Raw genomic sequence first — 13,541 nt, 5'->3', positions numbered from 1 at the left:
GCTTGGATGGAGCGTTGTCAAATTCTGGTTAAGAACTTTGAACCAACCCTCGCTGGTGCCACTGCCAAACTCAACCTCTGCTTCATCAGGTTAATCATTAAAAGGCTTGCAGTCCCTTCCTAAGATGTCTAATGGGTTCTATAAGGCTAAAAAGATTTTTTCAGTTTAAGTAAGTTCAAATAAAACACGAGGTAATCCTGACTGACGAATGATAGATCGCAAAGTACCGATGCGTAACTCTTCGTAATTAGGGACAGGAACAGTAATTGTTGAGTCTTCGGTTTGCATCTGCATAATAATGTGACTACCACGCTGGCGCACTTGTATAAAGCCGTTCTATTCTAGAATGCGGCAGACTTCTCTAGCAGAAAAAACACGCAGTTTACCCAATATTTACCTCTAAGCGTGTAACAAAAACTTCTGTGTGCAGCCTTTGCTGAATTTCAGAAGGATCTGCTGTCTCAAAGAATAATTCTAATGCCTCAATTAGGTTATTCCGTGCTTCTTCAATTGTGTCACCTTGGCTAGCGATATCGAGTTCGGGACAGAGGGATACATAGCCATCCCTTTCGCGCTCAATGATAGCAGTGAATTGTGTTGTTTGCTTCATTGTCTTTAGTACAGTAGGTCTATCAATCTTGATAGTAACTGCAATGCTTGTGGTTTTTGTTAGCCTACGTAACTTTGGACAGTATATTGTCGAAAACCTTTCTTTCGAGTGGGTATTATGGGGATAACGATCGCTAGATTTTTGGATAATATAGGGTTGCCTCGTTTACCAGAGTGGGAATGGAGTGAGTGGAGTAAGTTAGTATCTTTCAATTGGGAATTTTTAAGTATATTTTACACATAGTCCTACGTTTTATTACATAGATAAATCAACTGCATTTGCCAGAAAGGGAGCGATCGCTCATAAAACCTCTAAAATCTAAGTTAAATAGCTTTGATATAGTTATGGCAGTCACTCTATGCTAGGGACCGTTTATTTAAACAACCTAAACTCTAACTAGTGCGATCGCTCACCTTATTTGGGACAGCAGCACGATAAAATTCTAAAACCATAATCGTACTAAAAGGTCTAAATGGCAGAAACACTATTCTTCAACGCCTTACGGGAAGCCATTGATGAAGAAATGGCGCGTGACTCCAGCGTATTCGTTCTCGGTGAAGATGTCGGGCACTACGGCGGTTCCTATAAAGTTACCAAAGACCTGTACCAAAAATATGGCGAACTCCGCATTCTAGACACCCCTATCGCTGAAAATAGCTTTACTGGGATGGCTGTCGGAGCCGCAATGACTGGGTTGCGTCCGATCATTGAAGGCATGAACATGGGCTTTTTACTGCTCGCCTTCAATCAAATATCCAACAACGCTGGGATGCTGCGCTATACTTCTGGCGGTAATTTTAAAATTCCGATGGTAATTCGTGGCCCTGGAGGTGTAGGACGGCAGCTAGGCGCAGAACATTCCCAGCGACTAGAAACCTACTTTCAAGCTGTGCCGGGGTTGAAGATTGTTGCCTGCTCCACACCAAGAAACGCTAAAGGACTACTGAAATCTGCTATCCGCGATGATAATCCAGTGTTGTTCTTTGAACACGTTCTGCTTTACAACTTGAAAGAAGATTTACCAGAAGAAGAATACCTACTCCCCTTAGATAAAGCAGAAATTGTGCGTCCTGGTAAAGACGTAACAATTATTACTTATTCGCGTATGCGCCATCACGTAGTGCAAGCTCTAAAAACTCTTGAAAAACAAGGATATGATCCAGAAGTTATCGATTTAATATCCCTCAAACCATTAGATTTTGATACCATTGGTGCATCAATACGTAAAACTCATAAAGTCATTGTTGTGGAAGAATCGATGCGAACTGCGGGTATTGGAGCAGAAGTCATCGCCTCAATAAACGATCGCTTATTCGATGAATTAGATGCGCCAGTACTACGACTTTCTTCCCAAGATATCCCCACACCTTACAACGGCAATCTGGAACGACTGACAATCATCCAACCAGAGCAAATAGTAGAAGCTGTGGAAAAAATGATGGCGTTGCGAGTCTAGGGACTGAAGACTGACAAGGCAGAGGGGCAGAGGGGCAAAAAGGGCAAGAGAAGAATAACGATGCCCAATGCCCCATCCCCAAACTCCTAACTCATAACTCCTCAAAAGAGCGCTATTATAGCGTTTGTCAGTTGCGAGTTATGGTATGCAAAGACAGCGATCGCTATTAATTTTGATTTTAGTCCTGATAATCGCCGCTATTACGGTGATTGCTACAATTCCGATACCTCTTGGGCTGGACTTGCGCGGAGGTTCACAGCTCACAATTCAGGTAAAACCATCAGCAGAAATTCCCAAAATCACCGACCGAGAATTGGAAGGTGTAAAGAAAGTTGTCGAAGGTCGGATTAATGGTCTAGGTGTTTCTGAGCCAGTGATCCAAACAGTCAGCTCAGATAAAATCTTGGTGCAACTACCAGGAGTCAACGATCCAGAACAAGCTGAACGGGTGTTAGGGGGTACGGCGCAGTTAGAATTTCGTACCCAAAAGCCGAATACAGAAACTCAACTGCTTGCTTTTCAAGCATCAAGAGCCGAATTGAAATTCAAGCAAGAAGAGTTGCGAAAGAGTACCGACAAAGCGGCAATTGTCAAGAACCAAGAAGATTTACAGAAAAATAATCAAGTGATCGCACAATTGTTTGAAAGTACTAATCCACCGCTCATTGGCAAATACCTCAAGGATGCCTATGGTGAACCCACTCAAGGTAACAACTGGAATGTTGCCATTCGCTTTGACCAAAAGGGTGGTGAACTGTTTGCCAATTTGACAAAAAATCTTGCTGGTACTGGACGTAGCATTGGTGTTTTTCTGGACAATGAGGTGATTAGTGCTCCTACTGTAGGTATAGAATTTGCCGCCACTGGTATTACTGGTGGCTCTGCTGTGATTACAGGACGGTTTACCGCCCAACAAGCCAATGACTTAGGCGTGCAACTACGCGGTGGAGCATTACCCGTACCAGTAGAAATAGTTGAAAACCGTACCGTCGGGGCAAGTTTAGGTAAAGATAGTATTCAACGCAGTATTTACGCTGGTATTGGCGGATTACTGTTAGTATTAATTTTCATGTTAGTTTACTACCGACTACCAGGATTAATTGCCGACTTTTCTTTAATTATCTATGCGCTATTGACCTATGCTACCTTCGCTTTGCTAGGCGTCACATTAACTCTCCCCGGTATTGCTGGGTTTATTCTCAGTATTGGTATGGCAGTTGATGCTAACGTATTGATTTTTGAGCGCACCCGTGAAGAACTACGTGGTGGTAAAAGTTTATACCGTTCGGTAGAATCAGGATTCTACCGAGCTTGGTCTAGCATTTTAGATAGTCATGTCACATCATTAATTTCTTGTGCAGCACTGTTTTGGTTAGGAGCAGGTTTAGTTAAAGGCTTTGCTTTGACATTGGCGCTAGGGTTAGGGGTGAATTTGTTTACTGCTATTACTTGTAGTCGCACACTACTGTTCCTAACATTGGGATTTCCCAACTTGCGTAAGCCAGAATTGTTTTGTCCCAATCTCTCAACGTCAATTAAGTCTGGTGCGGAGGTACAGTCATGAAATTTAGTGTCATCAAACGTCGGAGACTTTGGTGGACAATTTCTGCCACCCTGATGATCGTTAGCATCGTGGTGATGGTGATTTCTTGGCAACAACTAGGCGCACCACTACGTCCCAGTTTAGATTTCGTTGGTGGTACGCGACTACAATTTGAACGCGATTGTACACAACCAAACAGCTGTACTCAACCGATTGAAACTTCTGATGTTAGGGAAGTAGTTGACGCCGAGAAGCTAAACAATAGTAGCATCCAAGTTGTTGGTCAAAAACAACAGGGAATATCCATTCGCACAAAGACATTAAATGTCGAGCAACGCACCCAGTTGCAAACAGCTTTGAGTGAAAAAATTGGAGTCTTTAACCCGAAAGCTACTCAAATTGACATCGTTGGCCCAACACTTGGTCGTCAGCTATTTTCTCAAGGGTTATTAGCTCTGGTTGTCTCCTTTGCTGGGATCGTTATTTATTTAAGTGTGCGTTTTCAGCTGGACTATGCCGTAATCGCAATTCTTGCCTTGTTCCATGATGTTTTGATTACGCTGGGTGTTTTCTCCATCTTAGGATTAGTAGTAGGTATTGAAGTTGATAGCCTTTTTGTGGTTGCTATTTTGACTATTACTGGTTTCTCAGTAACAGATACCGTGGTCATCTACGATCGCATTCGGGAAATACTGAATCAACATCCTAATGATCGCATTGACAAAGTTGTTAATGACGCAACCAATCAAACTTTAACGCGATCGATTAATACCACGTTAACCGTTTTGCTAACATTATTTTCCCTATTCCTATTTGGCGGCGAAACTCTAAGAAACTTCGCCCTTGCCTTGATTATTGGATTTACAATGGGTGCATATTCAAGTATTTTCATCGCCAGTACTCTCCTAGCTTGGTGGCGAGAGCGCAGGAGTCAATCCCAGATACTAGACAACACAGAGCCGATTGATACATCTGCCAGCTCCCAGGATAGTTAAACTTGTGTATATTTACACAATTGGTTGAAAGCATTTTGAATTCTCACCCACGCCTTGCAATCTTATACCAATTTGAAAAAAGAATGCGACAGATACATACGGACATACCTTTGTTCTGTCTGGCTTTCTTAATGCATGAATTTTGTTAGCGCAGCGTTAGCGAGTCCGCGTACTCTGTAAGAGTTGCAAGCTACGCTTTTAGCGTCTCGTAGAGAGCGTCATTTTGAATTTTGAATTGGTATTATTCCCCTATGGATCAACCGGAAGAACCATTAAATACTGTCCCAGATTTTGAGAAATCTGACCCATCATTTGCTCAACAAGTACAAAGACTACATCAGTTGACAGTATATGGCAGGTGGCTGTTTGTCGGTTGTTTATGGCTGACCATTGCGCCTGTCTCCTTGTGGGGTCTACGTGCAGAAATTGCTCTATGGCAACAATATTTTACCTGGGTGGCAGTGAAATTTGGATTATTCTACCATCCACTGTCTACCTTCGGTCTCGCCTTTTGTCTGGGGATGACTGCTGCTGTTTTAGTTTGGCAAAGTCGGAATATTCTACTGGGACTGCCACCGCAAGAAAAACAACGTTTAGAAAAACAAGTTTATCGGATACGTCAACAGGGAGCAACTCATCCTCTATGGAAGTGGGTTTGTCATTAAATTTTCTTTCTCAACACGTACAGCAATTTATAGCAAAATATGACTTAACCTTACAAAGAAAGGCAGGAGTTAGGAGGCAGGAGGGAATGAGTATTAATTAAAACTTGCAAATGCAAAGGGTTTAAAGCCCAGTTTAAACTAATAATTATACCGAGACTGCTTGCAGCAAAGTGGTATAAAACGTCCTTGTTTCAATCCCACCTCTTTAAGGTTGGGTTCCTCCTGCCTTCTGCCTTCTGCCTCCTGAATAGACATCTACTGAAAAAGAATGTAGAGACTTAGCAGTGCTACGTCTCTACAAGATTTCTGGATAATACATATTTAATTTCACCAAATGTCTGCTCAAAGATACTGCCAAAAGTGGATGCCATACATGAACCATCTTCAGATTAAATTTAGCGATCGCAAGTCTGAAATTGACCTTTACCAACTCCAAGAACTGTTAAACGTTTCCGCTTTCTGGGCAAAGGGACGCAGTATTGAGGATTTAGGTATAGCTACTGCCAATAGTGAGCCAGTGATTTCTGTTTGCGATCGCGATCGGCTCATTGGTTTTGCAAGAGCAACATCTGATGGCATCTATCGCGCCACTATTTGGGATGTTGTAATTCATCCAGAGTATCAACATAATGGGTTGGGAAGCAATTTAATAGAAACTGTTTTGAGACATCCCCGCATGAGGTCGGTTGAGCGCGTTTTTCTGATGACTACTTACCAACAGGGTTTCTACGAAAAGATTGGTTTTCAACCCAACATTACCACTACGATGGTACTACATAACCAAGCTAACCGTACTTTCCTTGCTGCTACAGAAGTTCAGCTTCAGGAATCACCGAAACAGTTCCGAGCAATGAGTGCTGAGTACTGAGTGCTGAGTATAAGAACTGTTGTAGCAGTAGGGTGGTCAAGAAGCAAGATTTCCTCTCTACTACTTAGGACTCAGTACTACTTACTAGGGGGATAGAGATTTGTAGTCTGGTAAGCTGCTGAAGTGGTTCCTTCATAGTGGTCAAGGGCAAGATTTCTAACTTTCCTCCCATAACTTCCAGCAGAGTCTGGTTAATTAACAGCCTCATTCCTGGGGAAAGAGTAGTCTTCTTTTGGTTAATCTGAGTCAACTGATTTTCAATTTTGAGCAAATCAATCGGCTCACTCCAGGTCATAGCATGGGTTGGGATATCTAGCCAAATGTTTACAAAATTGTTTGTAGGTAGGGTGCTACTGGAAATATAAATACTGCCTTCCTCCATCTGAGTAATGGCAGTGTCTATTAAACTTATCAATACTTGGCGGAGCCAGAGGTAATCTGTCAAAACATAAATTTCTGAGTCGGCAGGTAATAACTGTAAGGGAAAATTGCGATTTGCCGCCAACATATAAGTTAAGTCATGAACCTCATCTAAAATTTGGGCTAAGGGTCTAGGCTGAATATCTAATTTATTGGTGCCGTGTTCAGTTCTAGCAACATTGAGAATTTCATCCATTAGCTTCAGCAACTTCAGCGTTCGCTCGTGAGCTTGGGCAATAAATTCTCGCTCTTCAGCTGGATTTTCACACAAATCTGACAAAATTAATTGATGTAAGCCAATCAAACCATTAAAAGGCGATCGCAATTCATGAGTAGTCCGCGCCAAAAAACCAGCTTTAAACTGGCTCATCTCCCTGGCCATCAGGTATGCCAGCTGCGTTTGCTGTAGCTGTTGCGATATTGATGGCATATCCTGTTCAGCTAATGGCGCTACTGGGGATGAGCTAGATGAAACATTTGACGAGCGCCCAAATAACTGACGGAAAACCATACCTAGTGCTATTCCTACTCCTATATATATCCAGTTGCTCCAATTCATATCTGGCAATTATTAACTTGCTAATTAAGTACAACAGTGCAAACTAAAGTTTCAGATTTCTCTGTTGTTAAAACACGAAAACAACATTATAGCTACCTATACTTGGTTATCACTCGATAAATCTAACTCAATTGCACCTTGCCGCAAAATCTGCCAATTTATCCCTGTCCATTTAACAACGGTGGAAGGTATACCCATCCCCAACATTTCACCCTGGTATTCTGTCGTTGCTAAAGTCAGAACCTTGGGAAACTGATTCTCAATTTCTGCCATTTTTTGCAAAGGCGGCTGACCAGAAAAATTGGCGCTAGTGGTGGCAAGAGGGCCTGTTTGAGCCAAAATAGTTTGAGCGATCGCACTGTTTGGTACTCGAATGCCAATTGTTGTTGGATCGATGGGATTCATGACTTTGGGCAGGCGATCTGAAGATGGTAAAACTAATGTCAGCCCTCCTGGCCAATATTTATCTGCTACTTTTTGCCAAACTTTATACTCATCGTCACTACCTTTAACATACAGCCACAAATCTTTAGCACTAGCAGCCATCAAAATCAAAGGTTTGTCTTGACTACGTTGCTTCGCCGCAAAAATTAATCCTGCTTTTTCTGGTACTACTGCAAGTGCCGGAACAGTATCAGTCGGAAAGCTCACCAAAAGACCAGCACGTGCGCCAGCTATTAAATTTGTTAGAGAAACTTGTGTCATTTTTATAGGGTTTGGCATGGGACATTTTTCCTATTCCCTATGCCCCATGCCCTATTTTTTAACTTTTATAAGCAAGGGCAAAGCGTTCAATTCCAGCTAAATCAGCGTGAATTTGAATTTTATAATAGCTACCTTGATTTTGCAAAAGTTCTTGCACTGTATCTGCCTGTCCTGCCATCATCTCAATTAGCCACACACCACCTGGTTGCAAATAACTGGGGGAGATTTCGATCAAATGGCGAATCCAATCTAAGCCATCAGCGCCACCATCCAAAGCTAGATGCGGTTCATGGTTAACTACTTCTGGTTGCAAAGTAGCTAAGGTGCTGGTGGGTATGTAAGGAGGATTCGACACCATACCACTGAACTGACCTTTTAAGAATGCCAGTGGCTCCCACCAGGAACCTTGATAAAATCGTATGCGGTTAGCAAGACCCAAATTATCGGCGTTGGCTTGGGCGATCGCCAGAGCTTCTAAACTGTAATCAACTGCATGAATTGTTGCTTTTGGCAAGACATCTGCTAATCCGATGGCGATCGCTCCACTCCCAGTACCCAAATCTGCCCAGTGTCCTGAGGCATTGCTAGCAGATGCTAAAGCTAAATCAATTAAACACTCTGTCTCTGGTCTAGGAATCAAAACTGCATTAGACACCCCAATTTTAAACTGACGCCAGGGTGTAACTCCCACAATATACTGCACTGGTAAGCGGTCATTTAATCGCCTTTGCCACAGATGTTCTAACTCTTCTAGCGGCAATTGCAGCTGGATTTGCGGCCAGTTTTTAAAAGACTCCAAACGCAGTGCCAAGCGGTCTAACCCAGCAACTTCTAAAAGCAGCCAATCTACCTCCATTGATGGGACATCAGTGGCGATCGCTGCTTTCAGAGCTACATTCCGCCACTGCCAAAGTTGTAAACCAGAGACTATTAAATGTTTCTCCCCCATACCTCAACCTTGGAGCGCATATCCGTTATTTTTTCGGAGCGGGGGCAGCTGGCTTGGCAGCTGGTGATTGATTTGGTACAAGGGAGCGAATAAAATTGATCGACTCGCGTGATGGATACAGAATAATTTTATTGATACTAGGATCGGTGCTGCTATTGAGAGCCTCCATAACACCGTACAAATCCACCACTTGAATTTCAGTGTTGTTTGCTTCCTTTGGCACGGCTTTTTTGAATTCGTCTAACAAAGCCACTGCTTGTTCTTTCTCAAAAAAGAAAGGAATGTATCGTTCATTACCTTTAGCAAGGGGAATAGTCAGATAGCTATTATCTTTCTTAAATTTGGGTACAAATAAGGGAATACCATTGAATTGCTCTACCTTTTTACCATTTTGATTGAGCATACTTGTTGCCGAGGCTACTTGCTGTTGCGTCGGAACCAAAGTATAAATTACAGAATCTGATTTCTTTTTACTTTCTTGGACTATTTTATAGTAGTCTGCCAAGGACAAAGGTCTAACCTGTAGAGTGCCTGCCAACTGGGGATTTTCTTTTTTGAGTCGATTGTCAAGAAATCTTTGAGCATCTTGCTTGCTAATAAAAAACCCTACTTGTGAGATCGTCTTTGATGCATTGTTTCTCGAAAGAACTACGAATTCGCCTTTAGGATTTGTGAGCGTGAATACAGGTACTTCTTGGAGCTTTTTCACGACTTGATCTTGTGGTAAAGCGATCGCCTCTAGATTGCCCATTCCTGGTATATTGCCTATTCCTGAAAGCCCTGCTAAAAATACACTGCCAGCTATACCCAATGTTGCGCCCAAGCGAATAAATGATTTCATGACTGCTCCTCGCATCAATAGTCCAATTAAATTAAACAAATGGTTGGATTTGCACAGCACCAACTAGCTTTAGTTATATAGCAATTCATTTTAGTTTTGAAAAATTCATTGTGCGCGTTGAAGTTGAGTGTTAAGCGTCAACGGTCAAAATCCAATGTTCCCTAACTATTTAGAGTTGCTATAGTATCGTTTTCACAAATTGGCTGTGTTAACGTTGTGTTTTTCCAGGTTTCGCTTCGCTATTGACCGCGAAATGCCGTAGATGCTTATTATATGTCTTCTCAAACAGCAAAAAGTCTCTCGATCTCTCCAACGTTGGAGATAATAAATGCCATTTTATCGGCTTTATCTAAAATTGGTTGACGCTATTACTTAATCAACGTTCCATCTGCGATTGATTTAATATCTTCTCAAATCTATACAAAGTTTAGTGTCAAAAATAACCTTACTACCTAATGACAAAATTTGCCTGTTAGGCTTCAACAGCAGAACACCCTATTAGTCTTCTCCGTAAAAATATCCAATTAAATTGCAGATTTAGCAAATCAAACCTAGCTAACTATCTTAACTGTTAACTAGATTAGTTAAATCGGGATGACAGGATTTGAACCTGCGGCATCCTGCTCCCAAAGCAGGCGCGCTACCAAGCTGCGCTACATCCCGTTATACTTAATCTACTTTTTGGGTTTGGTTTTAGTTTCCCATCAAAGCGATCGTACTTCACAAAAGCGTTAAGCCAATCATATCACATAACACCTCTCATGCCTAATATATTTATATCTTCTACAAATTCGAGCTAAATTAAATAATTACACTGATAAAGGTTTGTCTGCCGACTTCGTTTTACAAGAGATATTACTTGTGCGTTCGTCGGCTAAACCTTGTCAAACCAAATTAAAATAATAGATTTGTACTACTATACCTGATTTTATTGCGCGAATCGGGTTTTATTTGGATTGAGCATTAATGAGGATACCAGAACATACCTTTGATGCCTTCTGGATCTGCCATAAACCCCATAGTTCGGTAGAAATCTACAACATGGGGGTCGGCAAAGAGAGTGACATTACTAATTTCTTCACTCCTAAGTTTTTTGAGAACATATTTCATCAGCGCTTTACCCAGTCCTTGACTTTGAAAATCCGGGTGAACTACTACATCCCAGATAGTGGCATTAAACGCATGATCTGAAGTAGCACGGGCAAAACCAATGAGCCGCTTTTGGTTTCCTCTTACTTGCCACATTGAGGCAACGAGAAAACTATGCTCAATAGCTTTTTTCACTTTTCTTAGAGGACGACGCGACCAACCTACTGCATCACAGAGTTCTTCTAGCTCATATAGGTCAATATCTCGTTCCGTGCTGAACACGATCCGAGCCTCCTTTGAAGAAGCTTCGCTAATACTACTGGGGCTAGAGTTGCCCGCAGTTTCCGCTGTATGCTCTTCAAAGAGGTTTGTCCTAGTTGTCCCTACAGATTCAGGAGTACTAAACCAAGTTTTCCAAAAACCCATGCCAACGAGGTTCGGGTAGTATAACTGAATTGGTTTCCACTCTCAGGAGTGTTGATTCACTTTTAACATCGCTACCCCATTTACTATCCTTTACACTCAAAATTTTTCGTTTGTTTTAGGGATTTGCAATGGTAACAGCCAGTTAGAGCGTGTTTCACACCAATCATTTTCAACTTTAGCATTTTGTTGTAAAGGCTAGGAGAAATTCACCAAAAGGGAAGGATATAACTAATTCAAAATTCAAAATTCAAAATTCAAAATTCAAAATTCAAAAACCTAATCCTGGCAATTGCTCGTATAGAGCTTAAATGCACGTTAGCTTAGGAGTGTATTGTATATAAGGGATTGGGCATGAGGCATGAGACATTGGACATTGGGTATCGAGAACACTCTTCTCTTGTCCCCCTTGTCCCCCTTCGGGTTCGCCAGTCCCCCATCGTGACGGAGACCGCCAAGACGGGGGACTGGCGAACCTTGTCCCCTTATCCTCAGTCCCCAATCCTCAGTCCGCAATCCCCAACACCCATCCCCCAGATGACGAAAGCAAGCGAGTTTTACCCTTAACAATGGCTTCTGGTTTAAAATCTTCGACACTGGAACTCCTAAAGCGCTTTAACCGAGCGTTTCCCCAGTTTTATGAGCAATTCGTCAGTAGTGAAATTCAACTGCAAAATTTGCGGCTAGCCTACCGTCTCTATAAAACTAGACGCGCTGTAATTGAACTGAAACCGGAAGGTAGCAAAAGTGCCCTGCATTTTGCTTACCGCAACCAGTCTTTTCTCCTCAGCGATATTTTTGGTGTACTAGCAGCTTATGGGTTGACTATCCACGGTCTGAGTCTATATGGTCAGATCCGTCCGCCAATGTTAGTTTTTATCAAACTGTTGGTATCTCGTGGTAGTAAAGCCTTGACCGAGAAAACCGCAGAAAATGTCTGTCGCGCCATTCGCGAGGCTTTAGGAGGTCGGTTTGAGGTAGAAGAGATGCTGGCAGTAGAATTTAATCTTGACACTGGCTTAGAGCAGGTACAAACTGAGTTTTATGTCGATCCGGTATTTCATCTCCCTGCTCTAGTGATTGAAGCTGATAATCAACCAGGATTATTCTACAAAGTGATGTACGCTATCTGGCAGGAAGACCTTTTGGTAGTCAATGCCAATTTACTGGTTTGGCGCGGACGTACACGGCTAATTCTCTACTTGTTAGGGCCGAATGAAAGCCTCATTCCTGAATATCTGGGTCACAAAATTGCTGAAGGAGTGCGACAGAGGTTGCTGGGTAAATAAAAAAAGTGAGAAGTTATGAGTTATGAGCTAAAAATTCCTCACTCCTAACTTCTAACTCTTTCCACTTTGGTATTTAGTCGCACCCGTCCTTAAGGGTACGATATAAGTATGGCAACTATCGAAATCTTGGGCGTTCTACACGCATACGAGCTAACGGCTCCCACTTCCTGCCCCCATGCTTTAGTATTTATCCACGGTTGGCTCAATAGCCGTGGATATTGGCAACCTGTAATTTCCCGCCTATCAGATGATTTGCAGTGTTTGTCCTATGATTTGCGGGGTTTTGGTGAATCCCAGTCCCAGGTAAAAACCGATTTTAGTCGAGCACAAACGTCTTTGAGTCTGATGCCCATCTCTAGTAGTACGGTTAACTCATCTTTCGATTCTCTTTATACTCCTGCTGCATATACTCAGGATTTAGCAGCTCTTTTAAAACAGCTAAATATTACGAGTGCTTGGCTAATTGGTCACTCATTAGGCGGGACGATCGCTCTTTGGGGAGCAGATCAAATGCCTGAGTGTGTTAAGGGAGTTATCTGTATCAACGCTGGTGGTGGTATTTACCTCAAAGAAGCCTTTGAGCAGTTTCGCTCGGCAGGTCAGAAATTTTTGCAAGTTCGTCCGCGCTGGCTCTCCCAAGTGCCTTTGATTGATTTGCTGTTTACTAGAGCTAGTGTGGCTCGCCCTTTGGAGCGCTATTGGGCACGTCAGCGGGTAATAGATTTCGTTGTGGCTGATCCAGAAGCGGCTCTGGGAACTCTGTTAGACTCTACAACTGAAGAAGAAATCAATCGTTTACCTAAGCTTGTATCCCAATTAAAGCAGCCAGTTTATTTTTTGGCTGGCGCAGAAGACAAGGTTATGGAACCCAAGTATGTGCGCCATTTAGCTAGCTTTCACAGACTTTTTCAATATTGTGGTGAAAATGTCCTGGAAATTCCTAATTGCGGACATTTAGCTATGTTAGAACAGCCGGATGCAGTGGCCGATCATATCCGAGCGATAGTCAATAGTTATAGGGTATAGGGCATTGGGCATTGGGCATTGGGGAGCCAGTGCGTTGGGCGGGCAATGCCCGACTTGAAGCAACTGGCGTCATTGGGTATTGGTAGTTACAAATGACGAATGA

General features: G+C 42.4%; 14 protein-coding genes and 1 tRNA gene. 7 read left to right on the top strand and 8 right to left on the bottom strand.

Going from position 1 to position 13,541, the window contains the following annotated elements; genetic code table 11:
- Positions 1-165 precede the first annotated feature (165 nt).
- Both V7K56_RS33115 and V7K56_RS33110 read right to left on the bottom strand, forming a co-directional pair.
- On the bottom strand, positions 166-327 hold the full coding sequence (locus tag V7K56_RS33115) for a type II toxin-antitoxin system HicA family toxin (protein WP_334917755.1): 162 nt from the start codon (positions 325-327) through the stop codon (positions 166-168).
- A 55-nt stretch (positions 328-382) separates the two neighbouring features.
- A complete protein-coding gene (locus V7K56_RS33110) occupies positions 383-610 on the bottom strand; it encodes a type II toxin-antitoxin system HicB family antitoxin (protein WP_334816955.1) in 228 nt (75 codons plus the stop codon).
- Between the two features lie 472 nt (positions 611-1,082).
- On the opposite strand from V7K56_RS33110, the gene V7K56_RS33105 reads away from it, so the two are divergent.
- The 5 genes from V7K56_RS33105 to V7K56_RS33085 all read left to right on the top strand — a co-directional run bounded on the left by V7K56_RS33105 (position 1,083) and on the right by V7K56_RS33085 (position 6,137).
- Positions 1,083-2,066: an alpha-ketoacid dehydrogenase subunit beta gene (locus tag V7K56_RS33105; RefSeq protein ID WP_334917732.1), complete on the top strand. Its 984-nt coding sequence runs from the start codon at positions 1,083-1,085 to the stop codon at positions 2,064-2,066.
- A gap of 145 nt (positions 2,067-2,211) precedes the next feature.
- Entirely contained in the window at positions 2,212-3,630 is a 1,419-nt protein-coding gene (gene secD / locus V7K56_RS33100; RefSeq protein ID WP_334917753.1) for a protein translocase subunit SecD, read from the top strand.
- A complete protein-coding gene (gene secF / locus V7K56_RS33095; protein WP_334917730.1) occupies positions 3,627-4,604 on the top strand; it encodes a protein translocase subunit SecF in 978 nt (325 codons plus the stop codon). The genes secD and secF overlap by 4 nt, the downstream gene beginning before the upstream one ends.
- 251 nt (positions 4,605-4,855) lie before the next feature.
- Positions 4,856-5,269, top strand: coding sequence for a hypothetical protein (locus V7K56_RS33090; RefSeq protein ID WP_334917728.1), 414 nt, complete (start codon positions 4,856-4,858; stop codon positions 5,267-5,269).
- Positions 5,270-5,642: 373 nt separating this feature from the next.
- Entirely contained in the window at positions 5,643-6,137 is a 495-nt protein-coding gene (locus tag V7K56_RS33085) for a GNAT family N-acetyltransferase (RefSeq protein WP_334917726.1), read from the top strand.
- A 64-nt stretch (positions 6,138-6,201) separates the two neighbouring features.
- On the opposite strand, the gene V7K56_RS33080 is transcribed toward V7K56_RS33085, so the two are convergent.
- The 6 genes from V7K56_RS33080 to V7K56_RS33055 all read right to left on the bottom strand — a co-directional run bounded on the left by V7K56_RS33080 (position 6,202) and on the right by V7K56_RS33055 (position 11,126).
- Entirely contained in the window at positions 6,202-7,116 is a 915-nt protein-coding gene (locus V7K56_RS33080; protein ID WP_334917724.1) for a sensor histidine kinase, read from the bottom strand.
- 96 nt (positions 7,117-7,212) lie between these two features.
- A complete protein-coding gene (locus V7K56_RS33075) occupies positions 7,213-7,821 on the bottom strand; it encodes an L-threonylcarbamoyladenylate synthase (RefSeq protein ID WP_334917751.1) in 609 nt (202 codons plus the stop codon).
- Between the two features lie 58 nt (positions 7,822-7,879).
- Positions 7,880-8,770 carry a peptide chain release factor N(5)-glutamine methyltransferase gene (gene prmC, locus V7K56_RS33070; protein WP_334917722.1) on the bottom strand — a complete coding sequence of 297 codons (891 nt, stop codon included), beginning with the start codon at positions 8,768-8,770 and terminating at the stop codon, positions 7,880-7,882.
- 25 nt (positions 8,771-8,795) lie between these two features.
- Positions 8,796-9,611 carry a Tic22 family protein gene (locus V7K56_RS33065; RefSeq protein WP_334917720.1) on the bottom strand — a complete coding sequence of 272 codons (816 nt, stop codon included), beginning with the start codon at positions 9,609-9,611 and terminating at the stop codon, positions 8,796-8,798.
- A gap of 589 nt (positions 9,612-10,200) precedes the next feature.
- Positions 10,201-10,274 (bottom strand) — tRNA-Pro (locus V7K56_RS33060).
- Positions 10,275-10,574: 300 nt separating this feature from the next.
- A complete protein-coding gene (locus tag V7K56_RS33055) occupies positions 10,575-11,126 on the bottom strand; it encodes a GNAT family N-acetyltransferase (protein WP_334845940.1) in 552 nt (183 codons plus the stop codon).
- Positions 11,127-11,692: 566 nt separating this feature from the next.
- Here V7K56_RS33055 and V7K56_RS33050 point away from each other — a divergent pair.
- Together V7K56_RS33050 and V7K56_RS33045 are read left to right on the top strand one after the other, a co-directional pair.
- Positions 11,693-12,412 carry a hypothetical protein gene (locus V7K56_RS33050; RefSeq protein ID WP_012410214.1) on the top strand — a complete coding sequence of 240 codons (720 nt, stop codon included), beginning with the start codon at positions 11,693-11,695 and terminating at the stop codon, positions 12,410-12,412.
- Between the two features lie 108 nt (positions 12,413-12,520).
- Positions 12,521-13,438 (top strand): alpha/beta fold hydrolase, encoded by a 918-nt coding sequence (locus V7K56_RS33045; RefSeq protein WP_334917718.1) that lies wholly within the window; start codon positions 12,521-12,523, stop codon positions 13,436-13,438.
- The last annotated feature ends 103 nt before the right edge of the window (positions 13,439-13,541 follow it).

The organism is Nostoc sp. (assembly GCF_036917535.1).
Lineage (GTDB): Bacteria > Cyanobacteriota > Cyanobacteriia > Cyanobacteriales > Nostocaceae > Nostoc.
This window is presented reverse-complemented; position numbering and strand designations above follow the sequence as displayed.